This window comes from Microbacterium sp. H83 (genome assembly GCF_001650405.1).
Classification (GTDB): Bacteria; Actinomycetota; Actinomycetes; order Actinomycetales; family Microbacteriaceae; genus Microbacterium.
The window spans coordinates 159,021-179,626 of record NZ_LWCU01000001.1; the positions used below are offsets into that span (position 1 = coordinate 159,021).

At 70.4% G+C, this 20,606-nt stretch carries 18 protein-coding genes; 4 read left to right on the top strand and 14 right to left on the bottom strand.

Going from position 1 to position 20,606, the window contains the following annotated elements; all coding sequences use genetic code 11:
* Positions 1-72 precede the first annotated feature (72 nt).
* Complete coding sequence (locus A4X16_RS00815) at positions 73-984, bottom strand: metallophosphoesterase (protein WP_067115005.1); 912 nt, start codon at positions 982-984, stop codon at positions 73-75.
* A gap of 82 nt (positions 985-1,066) precedes the next feature.
* On the opposite strand from A4X16_RS00815, the gene A4X16_RS00820 reads away from it, so the two are divergent.
* Positions 1,067-1,633: a TetR/AcrR family transcriptional regulator gene (locus tag A4X16_RS00820; RefSeq protein ID WP_067115007.1), complete on the top strand. Its 567-nt coding sequence runs from the start codon at positions 1,067-1,069 to the stop codon at positions 1,631-1,633.
* A gap of 10 nt (positions 1,634-1,643) precedes the next feature.
* Here A4X16_RS00820 and A4X16_RS00825 read toward each other — a convergent pair whose 3' ends face one another.
* Both A4X16_RS00825 and A4X16_RS00830 read right to left on the bottom strand, forming a co-directional pair.
* Positions 1,644-1,979: a peptidase gene (locus tag A4X16_RS00825; RefSeq protein ID WP_067115009.1), complete on the bottom strand. Its 336-nt coding sequence runs from the start codon at positions 1,977-1,979 to the stop codon at positions 1,644-1,646.
* Complete coding sequence (locus A4X16_RS00830) at positions 1,976-3,331, bottom strand: inorganic phosphate transporter (protein WP_082914186.1); 1,356 nt, start codon at positions 3,329-3,331, stop codon at positions 1,976-1,978. Before A4X16_RS00830 ends, A4X16_RS00825 begins: the two co-directional genes overlap by 4 nt.
* A 156-nt stretch (positions 3,332-3,487) precedes the next feature.
* On the opposite strand from A4X16_RS00830, the gene A4X16_RS00835 reads away from it, so the two are divergent.
* Complete coding sequence (locus tag A4X16_RS00835) at positions 3,488-5,587, top strand: S9 family peptidase (RefSeq protein ID WP_067115011.1); 2,100 nt, start codon at positions 3,488-3,490, stop codon at positions 5,585-5,587.
* Positions 5,588-5,898: 311 nt separating this feature from the next.
* Positions 5,899-6,600, top strand: a complete 702-nt coding sequence (locus A4X16_RS00840; protein ID WP_231880221.1) for an endonuclease domain-containing protein — start codon at positions 5,899-5,901, stop codon at positions 6,598-6,600.
* 74 nt (positions 6,601-6,674) lie between these two features.
* Here A4X16_RS00840 and A4X16_RS00845 read toward each other — a convergent pair whose 3' ends face one another.
* The 7 genes from A4X16_RS00845 to A4X16_RS00875 form a co-directional block, all read right to left on the bottom strand.
* Positions 6,675-7,703, bottom strand: coding sequence for an ATP-dependent 6-phosphofructokinase (locus A4X16_RS00845; protein ID WP_067115013.1), 1,029 nt, complete (start codon positions 7,701-7,703; stop codon positions 6,675-6,677).
* Between the two features lie 215 nt (positions 7,704-7,918).
* Positions 7,919-10,063 carry a DEAD/DEAH box helicase gene (locus tag A4X16_RS00850; protein ID WP_067115015.1) on the bottom strand — a complete coding sequence of 715 codons (2,145 nt, stop codon included), beginning with the start codon at positions 10,061-10,063 and terminating at the stop codon, positions 7,919-7,921.
* A gap of 210 nt (positions 10,064-10,273) precedes the next feature.
* A complete protein-coding gene (locus A4X16_RS00855; RefSeq protein ID WP_067115017.1) occupies positions 10,274-11,227 on the bottom strand; it encodes a bifunctional riboflavin kinase/FAD synthetase in 954 nt (317 codons plus the stop codon).
* Positions 11,224-11,643 carry a hypothetical protein gene (locus tag A4X16_RS00860; RefSeq protein ID WP_197491741.1) on the bottom strand — a complete coding sequence of 140 codons (420 nt, stop codon included), beginning with the start codon at positions 11,641-11,643 and terminating at the stop codon, positions 11,224-11,226. The genes A4X16_RS00855 and A4X16_RS00860 overlap by 4 nt, the downstream gene beginning before the upstream one ends.
* A gap of 82 nt (positions 11,644-11,725) precedes the next feature.
* Positions 11,726-12,094 (bottom strand): hypothetical protein, encoded by a 369-nt coding sequence (locus tag A4X16_RS00865; RefSeq protein ID WP_067115021.1) that lies wholly within the window; start codon positions 12,092-12,094, stop codon positions 11,726-11,728.
* Positions 12,091-12,984, bottom strand: coding sequence for a tRNA pseudouridine(55) synthase TruB (gene truB / locus A4X16_RS00870; protein ID WP_067115024.1), 894 nt, complete (start codon positions 12,982-12,984; stop codon positions 12,091-12,093). The genes A4X16_RS00865 and truB overlap by 4 nt, the downstream gene beginning before the upstream one ends.
* A 28-nt stretch (positions 12,985-13,012) precedes the next feature.
* Positions 13,013-13,666 carry a hypothetical protein gene (locus tag A4X16_RS00875; protein WP_067115026.1) on the bottom strand — a complete coding sequence of 218 codons (654 nt, stop codon included), beginning with the start codon at positions 13,664-13,666 and terminating at the stop codon, positions 13,013-13,015.
* A 43-nt stretch (positions 13,667-13,709) separates the two neighbouring features.
* On the opposite strand from A4X16_RS00875, the gene A4X16_RS00880 reads away from it, so the two are divergent.
* Positions 13,710-14,606, top strand: coding sequence for an A/G-specific adenine glycosylase (locus tag A4X16_RS00880; RefSeq protein ID WP_082914187.1), 897 nt, complete (start codon positions 13,710-13,712; stop codon positions 14,604-14,606).
* A 17-nt stretch (positions 14,607-14,623) separates the two neighbouring features.
* Here the strand turns inward: A4X16_RS00880 and A4X16_RS00885 are convergent, their stop codons facing one another.
* The 4 genes from A4X16_RS00885 to A4X16_RS17325 all read right to left on the bottom strand — a co-directional run bounded on the left by A4X16_RS00885 (position 14,624) and on the right by A4X16_RS17325 (position 20,606).
* Positions 14,624-16,828, bottom strand: a complete 2,205-nt coding sequence (locus A4X16_RS00885; RefSeq protein WP_197491737.1) for a helix-turn-helix domain-containing protein — start codon at positions 16,826-16,828, stop codon at positions 14,624-14,626.
* A gap of 65 nt (positions 16,829-16,893) precedes the next feature.
* Complete coding sequence (gene rbfA, locus A4X16_RS00890; protein ID WP_067115030.1) at positions 16,894-17,325, bottom strand: 30S ribosome-binding factor RbfA; 432 nt, start codon at positions 17,323-17,325, stop codon at positions 16,894-16,896.
* A gap of 129 nt (positions 17,326-17,454) precedes the next feature.
* Positions 17,455-20,256 carry a translation initiation factor IF-2 gene (gene infB, locus A4X16_RS00895; protein WP_067115032.1) on the bottom strand — a complete coding sequence of 934 codons (2,802 nt, stop codon included), beginning with the start codon at positions 20,254-20,256 and terminating at the stop codon, positions 17,455-17,457.
* Between the two features lie 95 nt (positions 20,257-20,351).
* On the bottom strand, positions 20,352-20,606 hold the full coding sequence (locus A4X16_RS17325) for a YlxR family protein (protein ID WP_082914188.1): 255 nt from the start codon (positions 20,604-20,606) through the stop codon (positions 20,352-20,354).

Below are 20,606 nucleotides of genomic sequence, written 5' to 3' on the forward strand. Positions count from 1 at the left end.
GCGAGTGTGGACTGCGGGGGATGCCCCCATCCTACGCCCGCCCCCATGCCACGACCGGGATGCGTCCGCGCGTCACCGTTTGCGCGAGAACGCCTCGAGCCGCTCCTGCGGACTCAGCCGGGCCATCTTCTCCAGCCATCGCTCCGAGAAGAACTCGCCGGTCGGGGCGTCCGTCACGGGCACCACGGTGTGCGTGATCGTGTCCGTGTGGACGTGGACCAGCTGGAACGCCTGCGCCGCATCCATCCCGTTCACGTCCGGAGCCGGACGCGCGACGTTCATCGTGTAGCACGTCGCCGACGAGACGCTCACCGGGACACCGGCGAACATGCCGTGCGACGAGTAGTGCAGATGCCCCGCGAGGATGCCGCGCACGTCGCTCCCCCGGATCACCTCGGCCAGCTCGTTCTGGTGGCGCAGCTCGAGGATGTCGAAGAGGGGCAGGTGGCTCGGCAGAGGCGGATGATGCATCGCCAGGAGCGTGCCGTGCGGCGCCGGCTCCCTGAGCTGATCGGCCAGCCAGCCGAGCTGCCCGTCGTCGAGGTCGCCGTGATGCCATCCCGGCACGCTCGTGTCGAGGGCGATCACGCGCAGGCCGTCGAGATCCCAGACTCCGGTGATCGGCTCTTCGCTGGGAGCCTGATCGAGGAGGCCCGCACGGAGCGCCGGCCGCTCATCGTGGTTCCCGGCGACCCAGATGACGACCGTGCCGAGAGCCGCGGCCACGGGCTCCACGGCCGCTCTCAGACGGCGGTATGCGTCGGGCTCTCCGAGGTCGGCGAGATCGCCGGTGATGACGATCGCAGCGGGGTTCGGATGCACGGACCGGATCGCGTCGAGCGTGCGGGCGAAGGTGGACTCGACGTCATAGCGCCCGCCGAGCGGCACGCCGTCGGCGAGGAAGTGCGGATCGCTGACATGGATCACGACGTGTGAGGCCTGCGCGTGGCGCCCGAAGACGTATCCCCCTGTGGACTCGCTCATGCCACCCAGCCTAGGGCGACGGCCGCGGATCGGCCGGTGTCGCGACCACATCATCTGTAGTGCCGAGCGGTAGAGTTCGGGGATGGCGAAGAACGACATCAGACGGCGGGCCATCGCGGATGCCGGCCTGCGCGTCCTGGCGGCCGAGGGCACGCGCGGGCTCACCCACCGGGCCATCGACCTCGCGGCGGGCATCCCGGTGGGGACGACCTCGAACTACTTCCGGAGCAGGGACGCCCTCGTGGAGGGACTCGTCGAGCGCATCGGCGAGCGGCTCGCGCCGACCGAGGAGGATCGCCGCCGGCGGTCGACGTCGCTCCCGAGCCGAGAGCTGTTCGCGGACTACGTGCGCGACATCGTGCGCCGGCTGAGCGAGGATCGCGACGTCACCATCGCCCTCTTCGAGCTGCGGCTCGAGAGCAGTCGTCGCCCCGAGGTGGCCGCCCTGCTCGGCGCCTGGCAGCGCGCCGGCTTCGACGCGGACGTCGCCTTCAACGCCTCGGCGGGACTTCCCGGAGGTCGGCGCGAGATCGCACTGTTCCACTACGCCGTCGACGGCCTGCTTCTCGACAGGCTCACGACGCCGATCGACCCCGACCGATCGACCGACGACATCATCGACGATCTGGTCGACGGACTGCTGAGGTGATCCCCGCGGATCAGCGCCCGACCACGAGGATGAGGATGCCGATCACGACAGCCGCGGCGCACAGCGCGAAGCATCCGTAGGCTCCGACCAGCGCGAGCCGCTTCTGCCCCTCGGTCAGGGGGCTCTTCTTGGCGGCCTTCGCCGCCTGCTTCGTCGCCCGCTTGAGCTCCTTCTCGGAGATCACCGTGATCGCGTCGGTGAACTCCGCCGGGCTCACCACGGGGGCATGCCCGCTGCGGACCAGCAGCCTGAGTCCGAGGGCGTAGAACGACACGACGGCGCAGGCGCCGACCAGCGCCGCGGCGAAGACGAGGAGGAACGCAGCCCAGTCGATCTCGACGTTCACTTCGATCCCTCACCGTCTGTCGCGGGTGCATCCCCGCCCGGGGCCGCATCGGCTCCGGGCGGTCTCTCTGCGATCGCGGTGTCCGCGCCCGCAGCGGTCTTCGTCTTCGCCCTGGCCTTCTGGCGTGCGTCCGCCCGCGCCTTGGCCTCGGCCTTCGCCTGCGCCGCCCGCTGCTGCCGCTTCGTGGGCGGCGGGGTCTCCTGCAGCTCGACGGCGAGCCCCGACTCGGCGACGTCGCTCATGGCGTTGGCGTGGGTCACCGCATCTCGACGGGAGCGCAGGAAGAGACCGACGATGACGACGAGAGCGAGTACCGCGTCGATCGCGATGCCCCAGTTGCCGAGCCACGTGATCAGCAGCGCCGCGAGCGCACCGACGGCGCCGGCCGCCGGGAGCGTCAGCAGCCAGCCGATCGCGATGCGACCGGCCGTCCGCCACCGCACCGTGGACCCACGGCGCCCGAGACCCGACCCGATGACCGAGCCGGACGCCACCTGCGTCGTCGACAGCGCGAAGCCGAAGGCGCTGGAGGCGAGGATCGTCGCGGACGTGGAGCTCTCGGCGGAGAAGCCCTGCGCGGGCTTGACCTCGGTGAGTCCCTTGCCGAGCGTGCGGATGATGCGCCAGCCGCCGAGATACGTCCCGAGCGCGATGGTCACGGCGCAGGCCACGATCACCCACAGGTACGGATCCGCCTGATCGCTGCTCTGCCATCCGACGGTGATCAGGGCGAGCGTGATGACGCCCATGGTCTTCTGCGCGTCGTTCGTGCCGTGGGCGAGAGCGACCAGCGAGGACGTGAAGATCTGCCCCCACCGGAACCCGTCGCGTCCGTCCGGCTTCCCGTCGTAGCGCCGCGTGAGGGAGTACGCGAGCTTGGTGGCCGCGAAGGCGATGATCCCGGCCGTGAGAGGGGCGATGAGCGCGGGGAGGATGATCTTCGACAGGACCATGCCGAAGTCGATGCCCGCGACGCCGACGCCGACCAGCGTCGCGCCGATCAGGCCGCCGAACAGCGCATGCGAGGAGCTGGAGGGAAGACCGAGCAGCCAGGTGAGCATGTTCCAGGTGATCGCGCCGATGAGTCCGGCGAAGATCATCGGGAGGAAGACGTCCCCCTGGATCGTGTCCTCGCGGATGATCCCGTGCGAGACGGTCTTGGAGACCTCCGTCGAGAGGAAGGCTCCGACGAGGTTCAGCACGGCGGCGAGAAGGACGGCCGTCCTGGGCTTCAGCGCGCCGGTCGCGATGGGGGTGGCCATCGCGTTCGCCGTGTCGTGGAACCCGTTGGTGAAGTCGAAGAAGAGTGCCAGCAGGATCACCAGCACGACGATGAGGGCTGCGGTTTCCACCGTTCGCTTTCGGTCGTTGAGGAAGAGGGAGGTGTCGACGTGATCGACGTGATGAACGAAGAGTTCACCGTGGGTTTGACTTCCGTTAACCGGCCCCGTTGAATCCTCCCACCGCGTCGAGTGCCGGTCAACTCGACCTCGACTAGCGTGGAATGCGTGACTGACGCCCCGATCGCAGACCGCCGTTCGACCCTCCGCACCCACCACGGTGACACCTTCGACGATCCGTACGAGTGGCTCCGCGAGAAGGACTCCCCCGAGGTGATCGCCCACCTGGAGGCCGAGAACGCGCACACGGATGCCGAGCTCGCGCACCTCGCAGAGCTCCGCGAGACCCTGTTCCAGGAGATCAAGGGGCGTGTGCAGGAGACCGACCTGTCGGTGCCGACGCGTCGCGGAGCCTGGTGGTACTACAGCCGCACGGAGGAGGGCGCGCAGTACGGCATCCACTGCCGCACCGCCGCGGTCGCGGACGACTGGACTCCCCCTGTCCTGGAGCCGGGCGTCGCCGTCCCCGGGGAGGTCGTGCTGCTCGACGGCAACATCGAGGCCGACGGACACGACTTCTTCTCCCTGGGGGCGTTCGACACGTCGGATGACGGAGCCCTGCTGCTGTGGTCGACCGACTTCGAGGGCGACGAGCTCTACACGGTGCGGGTTCGCGACCTCCGCACCGGGGAGACGCTGCCCGACGAGATCCCCGACACCGGGAGCGCCTTCTTCACCCCCGACGGCACGGGCATCCTGTACACCACGCGCGACGACGCCTGGCGACCGGACACGCTCTGGCTGCACCGGGTGGGCACCCCGATGAGCTCCGACGTGCAGCTCTTCCACGAGGCCGACGAGAAGTTCTGGCTCGGTGCCGGCATCACCCGGAGCCGCCGCTACCTCGTGATCGCCCTGGGCTCGAGCGTCACGAGCGAGGAGCACCTCGTCGACCTGACGGGCGACCTCACCGCGACTCCGATGGTCGTCTGGCCGCGGCGGGAGGGCGTCGAGTACTCGCTCGACCACGCGATCGTCGACGGCGAGGACCGCCTGCTCATCCTCCACAACGACGAGGCTCTGGACTTCGAGCTCGTGTCCGTCGCGGCATCCGACCCTCAGGGCGAACGGCGCGTCGTGCTCCCCCACGAGCCGGGTCGTCGGCTGCTGGGGATGGACGCCTTCCGGGACTTCGCGACGATCGAGTACCGGCGCGAGGGCCTCGAGCGCGTCGGGCTGCTGGACTACACGACGGATGCCGTCGACGACATCGCCTTCGACGAGCCGCTGTACTCCGCGGGAGTCAGCGGCAACCCCGAGTGGCACTCCCCCTTCCTGCGAGTCGGCTACACCTCGTTCGTGACGCCCGGCACGGTGTACGAGCTGGACCTCGCCTCCCGCGAGCTGGTGCTCCGCAAGCAGGTCGCCGTGCTCGGCGGCTACGACCCGCAGGACTACGGCCAGCGCCGTGCCTGGGCCACCGCATCCGACGGCACGCAGGTGCCCATCTCGCTCGTCTGGAAGCGCTCGTTCGGCGAGCCCGGAACGCAGCCGCGGCCCGTGCACCTCTACGGATACGGCTCGTACGAGCACTCGATCGACCCGGGATTCTCGGTGGCACGGCTCTCCGAGCTCGACCGCGGGGTCGTCTTCGCCGTGGCGCACGTGCGCGGCGGCGGCGAGATGGGACGCCAGTGGTACGAGGACGGCAAGCTCCTGCAGAAGCGCAACACGTTCACCGACTTCGTGGCCTGCGGTCGACACCTGGTCGACGGCGGCGTCACCACCCCCGAGCTGCTCGTGGCCGAGGGCGGCAGCGCCGGCGGACTGCTCATGGGGGCGGTCGCGAACCTCGCGCCCGAGCTGTTCGCCGGCATCCTCGCCGCCGTGCCGTTCGTCGACGCGCTGACCACCATCCTCGACCCGTCGCTCCCCCTCACCGTGATCGAGTGGGACGAATGGGGCGATCCCCTGCACGGCGCAGACGTCTACGAGTACATGAAGTCGTACTCGCCGTACGAGAACATCCGCGACGGCGTCGCGTATCCGCGCATCCTCGCCGTGACCTCGCTCAACGACACGCGGGTGCTGTACGTGGAGCCGGCGAAGTGGGTCGCGGCCCTGCGCGTCGCCGGGGCATCGGACGTCCTGCTCAAGTGCGAGATGGTCGCGGGCCACGGTGGCGTCAGCGGGCGCTACAACTCCTGGAAGGAGCGCGCCTTCGAGCTGGCCTGGCTCCTCGACACGGTCGGACTCGCCGGCGACTGAGAACAGGCGACGGCGCCGGGACAGGCCGTGGTGCGACGCGCCCGCCTGTTCCGGCGCACCTGCCTGTTCTCACGCGGCGCCACGCCTCCTCCACACCTGCGGCCTCACCATGGGCTGTCCCCGATGCGGGCTTCATGGGACGACGGCCAGGCGGCCGTCCTGCATCCTTGCCGGATGAGAGAACCCCTCCCGCTATGGCTCGCGCGACACGGTCAAGTCGCCCATACCTCCGTGCTGCGCGCCGCGGGGTACACCGACCGCCAGATCCGGACCGCGGTCGAGCGGGGAGAGGTCAGACGCATACGTCGATCGTGGCTGCTCGGCCCCGGCTGCTCCGCCGCACAGGAGGCGGCCGCTCGGTCGGTGGGCGGGTGACGTGCGTCAGCGCGGCGCGTGAGCTCGGTCTGTGGACACCGCCGTCCGATACGGTGCCGGTGCATGTCGCCGTGCCCCACTCGGCATCCCGGCTGCCGTCGGCAGTGCGCGCCCATCGCGCTGTCGGCCCCGTGCCCGTGGCCGCTCGGGCGAGCGTCGAGCCGCTGCTGAACGTCCTGTTCCACACGGCGCGCTGCCTCGAGCCGATCGACGCCCTGGCGGTCTGGGAGTCAGCCATCCGAACGGGCAGGACCGAGCCTGCGCACCTGAAGCGCGTCCGGTGGCGCAGTAGACGGGCCCACCGCCTGGCGGCGCTCGCCGGCCATCTCTCCGATTCGGGGCTCGAGACGCGGTTCGTCGAGCTGATGCGTCGAGTCGGAGTCCATGTCGAGCAGCAGGTCTGGATCGACGGCAGACCGGTGGACGGGCTGATCGGAGCTCGTCTCGTCGTGCAGTCAGACGGATGGGCTCACCATCAGGGCCGCGACCGCCGCCGCGACATCGCCGCCGACGCCCGTCTGGCACTTCTCGGATACACCGTGCTGCGCTTCGACTACCAGCAGCTCATGTTCGACCCCGACCTGGTGACGCGGACCGTCCTGACCGCCATGGCGCAGGGGCTGCGCCTCGCGCGGTGAGCGCAGGCGATCATGCGAGAACAGGCAGATCGTCCGGCGATCTGCCTGTTCTCGCGAGAGCGCCTGTCGCCGGCTCAGCCGAACAGCGCCGCGGCCTCGTCGTAGCGACTGCGCGGGACGGTGTTGAGCTCGCCGAGCGCCTCTGCGAACGGCACCCGGACGATGTCCGTGCCCTGCATGGCGACCATCTGCCCCCACGCGCCGTCGACGATCGCGTCAGCCGCGTGCAGCCCGAGCCGGGTCGCGAGCACCCGGTCGAACGCCGACGGCGACCCGCCGCGCTGGATGTGTCCGAGGATGGTCGCGCGCGTCTCGATGCCGGTGATCCGCTCGATCGCCGGGGCGAGCTGGTCGCCGATGCCGCCGAGACGAGGCCGGTTGAAGGCGTCGAGGCCCTTGTCGCTGTACGCCTCGTCCATGCCCTGGAGCTTGAAGCCCTCGGACACGACGACGAGCGGGGCACGTCCGCGGTCGTGGGCGCTGGTGACGAGCGCGGTGATCTCCTCGAGAGTCTGGGGCACCTCGGGGATGAGGATGGCGTGCGCGCCCGCGGCCATGCCGGCGTGCAGCGCGATCCAGCCGACGTGACGGCCCATGACCTCGGCGACCATGCAGCGCTGGTGCGAGTCGCCGGTCGTGCGCAGACGATCCATCGCATCCGTGGCGATGTTCACGGCCGTGTCGAACCCGAAGGAGTAGTCGGTGGCGCGGAGATCGTTGTCGATGGTCTTCGGCACGCCGATGACGTTGATGCCGTCTTTCGCGAGACGGTCGGCCGCGGCGAGGGTGCCCTCGCCGCCGATCGCGATGATGCCGTCGATCTTGTGCCCGTAGAGCGTCTTGGCGATGTTCTCGGCGCCGCCGCGCTCCCCCTCGTAGGGGTTCGTGCGGCTCGTGCCGAGGATCGTCCCGCCGACCTTGGAGAGGCCCTTGACCTCGTGCCGGGTGAGCGGGAAGAAGTCGCCGTCGACCACGCCGCGCCACCCGTCGCGGATGCCGACGAACTCGAGGTCGTACGTGGTGGTGCCCTTGAGCACGATTCCGCGGATGACCGCGTTGAGTCCGGGGCAGTCGCCGCCGCTCGTCAGGATGCCGATCTTCATGCTTGCCTCAGACGGTTCGGGGAAAAGGGGGAAAGGCGACGGTGCCTGCGATCGACACTAGCGCCCTCGTCCGACCGGGCGCCATTCGAGGCGGTGAAAAGCGATGATCTTGCGACGCTTCTCCGACGATCTCGAGGATATTCGTCGATCCGCCGCCGACAACGGAAAATCCGCGTCAAGAACGGCGGTTCTTAACGCGGATCTCCGGCCGGATTTCAGGCTCCGCCGAGCGCCTCCCGCAGCAGGTGCATGAGAGCGCCGAGCTGCACCGGCTCCGCGGCGGCCTCGTCGAGCGCCTCCCCGTCGAGGGCACGGGCGGCGAGCCCCTGCTTCTGATCGATCAGCTCTGCGATCTTGGCGTCGACCGTGTGCGCGGCGATGATCCTCCACGCCGTGACCGGCTCGTCCTGACCGATGCGGTGCACGCGATCGATCGCCTGCGTCTGCTCGGCGGCGGTCCACGACAGCTCCGCCAGGACGACGTTCGACGCGGCCTGGAGGTTCAGTCCGACGCCTGCGGCGGTCAGCGAGCAGACCGCGATGCCCACTTCGGGATCGCCGTTGAAGTCGTCGATCGCCTGCTGGCGGGTCGTCGTCGTCTGGTCGCCGCGGATCGACACCGAGCGGATGCCGGCCGACGCGAAGTGCGCCTCCGCCTGGTCCATCACGTCGATGTGCTTGGCGAAGAACACGACCTTGCCCACCGAGCGCTGCAGCTGCGCTGCGTAGTCGGCCGCGAGCTGCGCCTTCGCCTGGCCGATGCGGCGCACCATCGTGAAGACGTTGTCGCCGCCGGTGCCAGCGGCCTTCGACTCCTCGAGCTCGTTCTGCGCGACGAGGCGAACGATGTCGTCGTCGATCTCGCCGGGTGCGAGCCCGCGGTCTCCGCGAGCCTCGATGATGCGGCGGTAGCGGGCCGCGAGCCGCTCGCCCAGCTCCCTCTCGGCCTGACGGATCCCGCGGCCGAACTCGTCGTCCAGCTGCACGGGCAGGTCGGCGATGAGCTTGTCCGGCAGGTCCGCCGCGACATCCTTCTTCTTGCGACGGACGATGCCCATCGAGATGACGGCGTCGCGGGCCTCCGGGTAGAACGCCTTGTCCGCCGGGGTGAAGCCGGTCGCGTCGAGCTTCTCCATCAGCTCGGGTCCCGGCTTCTCACCGGTCGTCCAGCCGAGGAAGCGCCAGATCGCGTCGAAGTCCTCGACGTCGTTGATCAGCGGCGTGCCGGTGAGGGCGAGCAGCAGAGGGTCGCCTCCCGGAGTGCGCTCGCGCACACGGGACGCGAGCGACAACACGTTCTGCGACCGCTGCGAGCTGAGGTTCTTGATGAAGTGCGCCTCGTCGACGACCATGCCGCGCAGGCCGATCGACGCGAGCCACGACATGTGACGGTCGAGGATCTCGTAGTTCACGATGAACACGTCGGCGAACGCATCGATGTCGTCGCCGTCGCCCTGGATCACGGTCGCACGTCGCTGCGGCGTCCACCGCTCGACCTCGCGTGCCCAGTTCATCTTTACGACGTTCGGCACGACGACCAGCAGCGGGTACGCGCCGGCGACCGATGCCGCGAGGACGGACTGCGCGGTCTTGCCGAGACCGGGCTCGTCGGCGAGCAGGAACCGGCGGTGCCCGGAGCGCACCGCCTCGAGGAAGCGCGACTGGTGCACCATGACCTCGAGGCCCTTGGGCGAGACGTGGTCGAACTCGGGGGCCGGCGGCAGCTCCATGCTCGCCGCCGCTCCCCCGGCGCCCGTCTCGAACGCCTTGTAGAGCGGTCCCATGAGCTCCCAGCCGTCGAGGCGGCGACGCGGCGTGCTCGTGGAGCGCGGCGTGAGATCGGGGGCGAGGAACGGGTTCGCGAGCTGACGGGCTTCGACCGTGGGCGGCGTCACCTGGCGCTCGGCGATCGCCGCGGGGACCACCGGGACCTGGATCGGCGCGATGTCGGCGATGATGAGCTCTTCGGGCGCGAGCTCCGCACCCGACTCGAGCAGCCAGTCGCGGCGCATGCGCTTCGCCACCGGCGATGTCGCCTGGTCGGCCTCCAGCAGCTGGATCAGCGAGGTGTCCCGCGCCGCGGTCTTCGCGAGGATGGTCGCGACGCCGTCGAGACGCTTGAGCAGCTCGGCGCGAGCCGCGTCCGCGATGTCGGCATCCGCCTTGACCCTGGCGCGCTCCTCGCGCACCAGGAAGGCGATCACCTGGAACTTGACCCGGTTGGTGGGTCCCAGCTTTCCCCGCTGCGATTTCGCCTCGATCTCGCGCACCTTGCGCGCGAGGATCGGGATGAGGGGTGCCTCGTCGTCGCGACGAGAGGTCTTCTTGCGCCGTGTGGCGGCGGTTGCCGTGGTCGGCATGCTCCTCCTGAGCGTGAAGGCCGAAGCATCCGCCGGATGCGCTGGCCGTTCTCGATGTCCGCGTGTGGCGTGAGCCAGGACCGTACGAACAGTGGTTCCGGTTTCCGTCGACGCGCGACGCACGCGCGAGGATCCGACGGGAACCGATGCCCAGTCTATGCCATCCGGATCAGCCGGCGCTGATCACGTCACCGAGAGTTGCCGCGCCGTTCAGACGCCGTGACCCGCGAGCACCCGCTCGGCATCCGTCACGTCCGCCGCCATCTGCTGCTTGAGCTTGTCGATGCCCTCGAACGCCACCATCCCGCGCAGCCGCTCGACGAACTCCACCGTCACGTCGTGCCCGTACAGATCGAGGTCCGTCTCCCCCAGGACATGAGCCTCGACCTGCCTCTCGAGCACGTCGTCGAAGGTCGGGTTGGTGCCCACCGAGATCGCGGCCCGGTGCCGCAGACCCGTCCGGTGGTCGACGAGCCATCCCGCGTACACGCCGTCGGCCGGGACGAAGGAGTCGACCGATGCCGAGAGGTTGGCCGTCGGGAAGCCGAGCTCGCGACCGCGCTTGAGGCCGTGCACGACCTCACCGCGCACGTCGACGTTGCGGTCGAGCACCCGCGCGGCCGTCGTGACGTCGCCGTCCATGAGCAGCTCGCGGATCCAGGTCGAGGACACGCGACGCTCCGAACCGTCGAGGAAGACGTCGTCGACGACCTCCACCGTGAATCCGTAGCCGGGACCGAGTTCGCGCAGGAGTTGCGGAGTGCCCGCTCCCCCGTGACCGAAGCGGAAGTCCTCGCCCACGAGGACGGTCGAGACGCGGAGCGCGCCGACCAGGATGTCCGCGACGAAGTCCTCGGCGCTGCGAGCGGCGAGCTCCTCGTCGAACGTCAGGACGAGGGCGGCATCGAGGTCGAGCTCTCCCAGCAGCTCGAGCTTGCGGTCGACGGTCACCACGTTCTCGGGGCAGCGGTCGGGGCGGAGCACGGCGAGCGGATTTCGGTCGAAGGTGACCGCCACGGCGCGCTCGCCCGTCTCGGCCGCCTTCTGCTTCAGCCGACGGATGACGGCACGGTGCCCCGCATGGACGCCGTCGAACTTGCCGATCGCGACGACCGACGGCCCGAAGTCCGCGGGGACCTCCAGCGGATCCCGGAAGACGATCACGCGCTCACCCCGGCGTTCTCGACCGGCTGCACCGCCGTCACCGGCCGGTGCGTCCGCAGCCACCAGATGCCGAAGACCGGCAGGACGAGCGGGATGAAGAGGTATCCGCGTCCGAACATCGACCAGACGGTGTCGTGCGGGAAGAGATCGGGCAGGAAGATGCTGAGCGCGCCGACGACGAGGACCCCGGTGAGCTCGAACACGATCGCCGTCCACGCCACGGTGTACCACCCGCGCCTGCGCGCCAGGACGAGGGCGAGCGTCGCGAGCACGTACACGACGGCGGCGAGTGCCGACAGCGCGTACGCAAGCGGCGCCTCGTCGAACTGTCGCAGGATCTGGACGAAGCTGCGACCGGTCGCGGCGAGGGCCATCACGGCGTAGACGATCACGAGGACGCGGCCGATGCCGGTCATGCGGGTGCGGGGGACGGAGGTGCTCATGGCTCCGTCCATTCTAGGTCCGGCGCGGCGGCGACGGATGCCCCGGGGCGGAGGCTCAGGCGACCTGGATCGTCCAGATGACGTGCATGCGCCACACCATGATCCCGACGGCGATCGCCGCGACCCCGAGGATGACCGTGCTCCATCGACTGCGCTCCATGAGCGCCCAGAGCACGGCCCCCACCGGCAGCAGCACGGCCGAGACGAGGTACACCCAGTACTCGAGGAGGTCGCCGACGGGCGGGTTGCCGACGAAGGGCGCGATGATCGCTACGACGACCTGCACGACGAGCAGGACCTCGACGAGGGCGAGCGATCCGACGGAGAGATCGCTGGGACGCCGGCCGACGAGTCCGAGCGTCACGCACAGGACGCCGGCGAGAGCGGCGATCGCGACCTGTGCGAGAGTGAGCCAGAGGATCACGACGCCACCTCCGGCATGTTCATCGCGCTCTTGAGGTCGTCCCCGCGCTTCTCCACGACGCCGACCAGCACGCCATCCTCGTCGATCGCCGCCGCGAGCCGCCCCGACAGCCGTGCCGCCTGGCCGACGAGCCGCTTCCCGTGCCGGAGATCGCGCGCGTCCGCCGACGACACCGCGAGCGGATCGAGCACCCGCGACGCCGCGGCGGCCGGGGTCAGCAGGCCGCCCTCTGCGAGCGCGTCGATCCCGACGGCGTCGGCGACGTCGAAATCGCCCACTCGGGTGCGTCGCAGGGCGATCAGGTGCCCTCCGACGCCGAGATCGGAACCGAGATCGCGGGCGAGAGATCGGATGTAAGTGCCCGACGAGCAGTCGACGACGACGTCGAGGTCGATGAGGCGCTCCCCCTCACGGCGATCGAGCACGTCGAATCGCGACACGGTGACGTCGCGCGCAGCCAGCACGACGTCCTCGCCCGCGCGCACCCGATCGTAGGCCCGCCGTCCGTCGACCTTGATCGCCGAGACCGAGCTGGGCACCTGGGAGATCGCGCCGGTGAGGGCGAGGACCCCTGCCGTGATCCGGTCCGGTGTGACCGCAGCCCACGAGGCGTCGTCCGCGCGCGCGACGATGTCGCCCTCTGCGTCGTCGGTCGTGGTCGCCTGTCCGAGCCGGATGGTCGCCTGATACGTCTTGTCCGCTCCCACGATGTACGTGAGCAGCCGGGTGGCGCCCTCGAGACCGATGACCAGCAGGCCCGTGGCCATCGGATCGAGCGTGCCCGCGTGGCCGACCTTGCGGGTGCCGAACGCACGCCGGACCCGTGCGACGACGTCGTGGCTGGTCAGTCCAGCGGGCTTGTCGACGAGGAGGATGCCGGGCGAGACCATCCCCCTAGCCTACGACGGGAGCGACGGGTCACCCGCACACCTCGTACGCCGGCTCCGCGCGCGTGGTCACCACGACATCCGACGCGACGTCGGCGCCGTCGCGGAACTCGAAGAAGATGTGCGCCTCGCCGTCGCCCGGCACCATGATCCACGTCCCGTCGCCGATCTGCGCAGCGCCCTCGGCCGCTCCGGGGTACTCGGCCAGCACCTCCGTCCGCGACGCCCCGATACCGAGCCCCTCCGCCGTCTGCGGTCGCGCTCTGGGAACAGGTGCCTTTGCGGTGGTGTAGACCGAGATCTCGCTGATCGGCGCCGTCTCGCTCTCCGTGCCGCGCACCGCGTACATGCCGAAATCGCCGTCCTCCGCGTTCCACCAGGCCGTCCAGGAGCAGTTCTCCGAGTCGTTCTCCCATGTCGGGGGCAGCTCCGCCAGGGTGGCGGCGAGGTCGCCGCCGATCTCGACTGGTCCGACGCCGCCGTCGGAGATGATCCACGTCGAGGGGTCCGCGGGGTCGGGAGCGGCGTCCGTCGGCGTCGGGCTCGGGGCCGGCGTGCTCGAGGGTTCGGTCGTGGAGCTCGGGCTCGCCGACGGCGTCGCAGAGGGGTCCGTCGCCGGGGTGCATCCCGTCATGACGATCGAGAGGGCCACCAGGCCCAGTGCTGCGACGTTCGCGGTCCTCATGCGGATCAGTCTCCCCTGTCGGTGGTTCGCCTAGGCTGTCGGGGTGCCTCCGCCGCCGCTCGACCACGCGCCATCGCTCCCCCTCGCGCCATGGTACCGACGGACCGCGCGGGATCTGCCGTGGCGCCGCGCCGAGTTCCATGACGATTTCGGCGCGTGGGGCACGCTCGTGAGCGAGTTCATGCTGCAGCAGACACCGGTCACGCGAGTGATCCCGCACCTGGAGGCCTGGCTCGCGCGCTGGCCCACCCCGCGGTCCCTGGCCTCCGCCACTCCCGCGGAGGTCGTCCAGCAGTGGGCCAACCTCGGATACCCGCGCCGCGCGCTGTGGCTGCACCGGGCTGCCAAGGAGATCACCGAGCGCCACGAGGGGGTGGTGCCCCGCGACGTCGAGGAGCTGCTGCAGCTGTCCGGCATCGGGAACTACACCGCCAGGGCCGTCGCCGTGTTCGCCTACGGCGACCGGCATCCCGTGGTCGACACGAACACCCGTCGTGTGATCGCGCGCGCCGTCCTCGGCCAGGCGCAGCCCGGTCCCCCGTCCCGACGCGACCTCGAGCGCATGGACGCGCTGCTGCCCGCGTCGGATGCCGATGCCGCGGTCTTCAACGCCGCGGCGATGGAGCTGGGCGCCACCGTCTGCGTCGCGAGGGCTCCCCGCTGCGACGTCTGCCCTCTCATCGAGACGTGCGCCTGGGTGGCCGCCGGGCGACCCGAGACCGTAGACACCCGCAGGCGGCAGGCGGCCTTCGAGGGTTCCGACCGCCAGGCACGCGGTGCGGTCCTCCGTGCGCTCCGCGATGCCGTACCCGAGGGCGTCCCCCTGCTCGCGGTTCTCGCGGACTGGCCGGACCCGGTGCAGCGCGACAGGGCTATCGATTCGCTCATCGCCGACGGACTCGCGGAGGCGGACGGCGAGCTGCTGTCACTGCCCCGGTGACAGCGACCCGCTCCCGGTCAGGCGAAGCGACCGATGCGATGCGCCAAGACGCTCAGCTCGACGCGGCTGCGGACCTCGAGCTTGGCGAACACCCTGCCGAGATGCACCTCGACGGTGCGGACGGACAGGTGCAGCGACGAGGAGATCTGGCGATTGGACGCGCCGCCGACGGCGAGCATCGCCACCTCCAGCTCACGGACGGTGAGGATCGGCGCCCAGAGCCGCCGCGATGCAGCCAGCGGATCGGACTCGGGCGCGGATGAACGCTGTGCTCCCGCGCCTGACCGTCCGCGGCGTTCCGACACCGCGCGGGCCCATGCCGCGGCGCCCGAGACCTCGAACAGCTGCCTGGCGATGTCGAGATGCCTCTTCCCGACGGCGTCGTCGCCGCGGATGAGGGCGCGCGTGCCGATCATGGCTTCGACGCGACCACGGGTGAAGGGCGAGGCGATCGACCGGGCGGCCTCGACGATCCGCGGGTACTCCGCCGGCCACTCGCGGTCCGTGCTCCGGGCGATGCGCGCTCGCAGCTCCTGTGCGCGACCGATCTCGGGCGTCTCGACCCGCCGCGTCGGACCGGCGCCGAGCCTCGCCGCCTCGGCGACCTCCTCGAGCCCGGGGACCGACAGCGTGGGCTGCGGTGCTCCGCGATCCCACCACAGCCGCACGCAGGACGCGGCCTCGTCGAAGGATCCGGTGAGGTAGACCTGGATCGCGCGGTCCACGAGCTGATCGATCCTCAGCGCCTCGGGCAGAGCCGCGGTGAGCGCGAGGGAGAACGGACCGAGGCGCCCGAGGACGGCCAGGTCGAGCCGGCGGGCGAGGACGACGCCGAGCCCCGCGAAGGGGAGCGCCACGGGCAGCTCGAGGGATGCCCGGATCAATCGGGTGCGCGCGAGTGCGACATCGCCGCGCCAGGTGAGCAGCAGCACCTCCGTGATCGCCCGATAGGCCCGGACGAGCGGACTACGCTCGAATCCCGAGACGAAGGGATCCTCCCCCGCTCCGATGCCGGAGTCGCCCGCGGCGATCAGTCGCAGGCCCCGGTCGATCTCCCCGTCCGACGCCGCCCGCAGCGCGTGGAGCATGCCGCCGGTCAGCGGACCCGACCCCGGGACGTCCTCGATGTCCCTGTCCCCTGCGACGAGCCAGGCGAGCGCGACCACGGAGTCGCGGAGCCCGGACTCGTCGTCCCCGCGAGCGCACCCTTCGCGCACCGCGCCGAGCCAGGTGCGCATGGCGATCCTGTCTCCCCGCTCCGCGCTCAGGACCGCCGCCAGCGCCGCGGAGCGCGCCCACCAGTGCCAGCTCTCGCTATCCTCCCGCCGCGGTGCGAGTGAGCCCGGCTCGACATCGGGGACGGAACCCTGCAGGTGCGCCTGCGCGACGAACAGTCCTCCCAGCGCGCGCATACGCCACCGCTCGTCGGCATCCGGGAACAGGCCGGACAGGCGGTCGACGGCCTCGAGCGCGTAGCCGCCGGCGATCGCGGCCGCCCCCGCCACGAGCAGCGCCTCATCGCGGCTCGCGCCCGACGCATGGGAGGCGGCCTCTGCGGCGAGGTGCATGGCACGGTCGCTCAGCCCCGCCTCGGAGTGCTCGCGAGCGATGCGGACGAGCTCCTCCGCGGTGTCCGGGTCTCCCCAGAGGGCGGCCCTGGCGCGATGCCAGTCGGCATCCACCCTCTCGCCCCGCGCGAGGAAGATCGCATGCAGCCGGGCGTGCACCGACGCCGCGGCGGCGGCGGTCGTGGTGCCGCGGAGCCAGATCGCGAGGCGCGGGTCCGCGATCCGCACGCGTCCCGCATGGATGCGGAGCAGCCCGGCGACCGCGGACTCGGCGAGGACGTCGGCAGTGCGGCCGTCGAAGTCGATGAGCGGGTCGAGCCGGTCGTCGAGTCGCAGCGACGCCGCGATCAGCAGCTCCCGATCGCGGCGATCGAGCGCGAGATCGTCGAACAGCACCCGCACCGAGTCCACCATGGGCAGAGGCGACGGAAGCGGTCGGAGTCCCTGCCGCTGCGGCAGGTCGAGGACGGCGGCGACGGCCAGGACCGCGTCGGTGTCCGGCGTCACCTCGGCGACGATGCGAGTGACCACGTGCGGCGCGCACCCCAGGTCGTCGTGCAGGAGCGCATCGAGGATGCGTCCGATCGTCGATGCGGCGACCTCTGTCGCCCGGTGCGCGCTCGACACGTCGATGCTGAACCCCCCAGTCCGCACGAGCACCCGCTCGTGCAGCCGAGAGTAGCAAGCGGGGAGGGCGCGTCCGGCGACCTCCCGGTACTTCAGGATTCCGTGTCGTCGTCCTGGCGCACGTAGGGGTCGGCATCGCCGGCGTGCGAGGCCGAGGAGGCGAGCTTCGCCACCTCCGCATCGCGCTCCTGCGCCTCGCGGAGCAGTGCCGTGATGTGATCGGCGTTCTCCGGCAGTGCGTCCGGGATGAACTCGAGCGTCGGAACGAGCCGCGTGCTCAGCTGGCGGCCGACCTCGCTGCGCAGCATGCCGGTCGCGGACGCGAGCGCCGCCCCGCTGGAGACGCGCTCCTCCTCCGTCCCGAGCACGGTGTAGAACACCGACGCGTGCTGGAGGTCGCCGCTCACGCGCACGTCGGTGATCGTGACGAAGCCGAGACGCGGATCGCGCAGGCCCTTCTCCAGACGCTCGGCGAGGATCACACGGATGCGGTCCGCGAGTCGTGCCTGTCGTTCACCAGCCATGCCTAATTCTCTCTCTCAACCGCCGTGGCGGAGCGAAACTGTTGCGGAGGTGATGGATGCCATCGGGATGGTCGGGGTCTTGGGGTTCCCGTTATCCCGATGGCATCCATCACCGGAGCGACTTCATGGTCAGCCGCGAGGCTTCTCCACCATCTCGGTGGTCTCGATCTCGTCACCGATCTGGATGTCGTTGTACTTGCCGAGACCGATACCGGCCTCGTAGTCGGTCCGGACCTCGGTGACGTCGTCCTTGAAGCGACGCAGCGACTCGATGGCGAGACCATCGGCGAGCACGACGCCGTCGCGGATGACACGGGCCTTGGCGTTTCGCGTGATCGTTCCCGATCGCACGATGACACCGGCGATGTTGCCGAACTTCGAGGAACGGAACACCTCGCGGATCTCGGCGACGCCCGACTGGACCTCTTCGTACTCCGGCTTGAGCATGCCCTTGAGCGAGCTCTCGATCTCGTCGATCGCGTTGTAGATGACGGAGTAGAAGCGGATGTCCACGCCCTCGCGCTGTGCGCGCTCGCGCGCCTTCGTGTCGGGACGCACGTTGAAGCCCACGATGATCGCGTTGTCGATCGTCGCGAGGTTCACGTCGGACTCGGTGATCGCACCGACGCCGCGGTGGATGATCCGGAGCTGCACCGAGTCGTCGACCTCGATCTTGAGCAGCGACTCCTCGAGCGCCTCGACGGCACCGGAGACGTCACCCTTGATGATGAGGTTGAGCGACTCGACCTTGCCCTCTTCGAGAGCACGGGTGAAGTCCTCGAGCGAGATGCGCTTGCGGGCCTTGGCCAGCTGGGCGTTGCGCTCGACCGCTTCACGCTTCTCAGCGATCTGACGGGCCATGCGGTCTTCCTCGGTGACGATGAAGACGTCGCCGGCGCGCGGCACGGAGTTGAGACCCTGCACCTGGACCGGACGCGACGGGAAGGCCTCGAGGACCTGCTCGCCGTTCTCGTCGGCCATGGCACGCACGCGACCGTACGCCGTTCCGGCGACGATCGCGTCGCCGACCCGGAGCGTTCCGGACTGGATGAGCACCGTGGCGACCGACCCGCGACCCTTGTCGAGCTTCGCCTCGATGGCGACGCCGCGAGCGGCCTTGTTCGGGTTGGCGGTGAGGTCGAGACCGGCGTCCGCGGTGAGCAGCACCGCGTCCAGGAGCTCCTGGATGCCGGTGCCGGCACGAGCCGACACATCGACGAACATGACGTCTCCGCCGTACTCCTCGGCGACGAGGCCGTACTCGGTGAGCTGCTGACGCACCTTGGCCGGGTTGGCCTCGGGCTTGTCGACCTTGTTCACCGCCACGACGATCGGCACGTTCGCCGCCTGCGCGTGGTTGAGCGCCTCCACCGTCTGCGGCATGATGCCGTCGTCGGCCGCGACCACGAGGATCGCGAGGTCGGTCACCTGCGCACCGCGGGCACGCATGGCGGTGAACGCCTCGTGACCAGGGGTGTCGATGAAGGTGATCGCGCGCTCGATGCCCTCGTGCTCGGTCCAGACCTGGTAGGCACCGATGTGCTGGGTGATGCCGCCGGCTTCGCCCTCGATGACGTTGGTCTGACGGATCGCGTCGAGAAGACGGGTCTTACCGTGGTCGACGTGACCCATGACGGTGACGACGGGAGGACGGATCTCGAGGTCGTCCTCGCTCTCCGCCTCCAGCTCGGCCTCGAGGTCGAGACCGAAGCCCTCGAGGAGCTCCTTGTCCTCGTCCTCGGGCGAGACCATCTGGATCTTGTAGCCGAGCTCCTCGCCGAGCACCTCGAACGTCGCCTCGTCCAGCGACTCGGTGGCCGTGGCCATCTCGCCGAGGTTGAAGAGGATCGTCACGAGGGTTCCGGGCTGGACCGTGTAGCCGGTCAGTGTCTCGATCTTGTCGGCGAAGTCCGCGATGGACGCGCCACGGCGCATGCGGATGATCTCCCCGTTGCCGCGGGTGACGTTGACGCCACCGACGACCGGGGCGCTCCGCATCTCGAATTCCTGCCGCTTCGCCCGCCGCGACTTGCGCTGCTTGCTCTTGCCGCCGCCCTTGCCGAAGGCACCGGCGGTGCCTCCGCCGGGACCACGACCGCGACCGCCGCCGCCGGGGCGACCGGCGAAGCCGCCGCCCGGACGAGCGCCGGGACCGGCGCCGGGGCCGCCGGCACCGCCGGGACGACCGGGGCCGCCGGGACGCTGCTGGAACGGTGCGCCACCGGGACGACCGCCCTGACCGCCGCGCGGGGCGCCGGGTCGGGGGGATCCGGGACGGGGAGCACCCGGACGCGGGGCACCGGGACGCGGAGCCTGCGGACGGGGGATGTTGCCGGGGGTCGGGCGCTGACCCATGCCCTGCGCCGAGGCGAAGGGGTTGTTGCCCGGACGCGGACCCGTCGGGCGCTGACCCATGCCCTGCGCGGACGAGAACGGTTTGTTGCCGGGGCGAGGGGCCCCGGGCTTGGGCGCCGAGCCGTCAGCGGGCTTCGGGGCCGCGGGGGTCGCCGCCGCGGGAGCGGCGGTCTCGGCCGGAGCAGCAGGCGCCGCGGCGGCCGGAGCCTCGGGCGCGGGAGCCGGCTTCGGACCGGGCTTCGGACCGGGAGTCGGCGCGCCGGGCTTGGCGGCACCGGGCCTGGCAGCACCGGGCGTCGCGGCACCGGGCGTCGCGGCACCGGGCTTGGCGGCACCGGGCTTGGCGGCACCGGGCTTGGCGGCAGCCGGCTTCGACGACGCAGCGGGTGCGTCGGCGGAGGCCTTCAGCGAGGGGTCGGCCTCGATCGCGGCGCGCAGCTTGCGCGCGACCGGCGGTTCGATGGTCGAAGAGGGGCTCTTGACGAACTCCCCGAGTTCCTTGAGCTTCGCAAGTGCGATCTTGCTGTCGACGCCGAGTTCAGCGGCGATCTCGTGTACGCGTGGTTTTCCAGCCACAATTCTCCTGTCAGGGTCGGTCCACCCTGGACAGGGCAGACCACTAGTCGCGGACGGGTCTCATTTCGAGCCGTTCACTTTGTTTCCATAGCCGTTCAGCCTTTGTTTCTCAGCGGATGTTCTTCGATAATCTGCGTGTCCACCGTGGCGGACACACGAAGCGCACGACCGAAAGCGCGGCGCCGCAGGGCGGCATCCATGCATTCGCGTGTCGGATGCACCCACGCGCCCCTCCCCGGCAGGACGGCACGCTCATCGACGATGAGGATGTCGTTCTGGGACACCACCCTGAGCAGAGTGGAGCGGGGAGCACGCGTGCGACAGCCGACGCACGTTCGTACGGGTTCCAT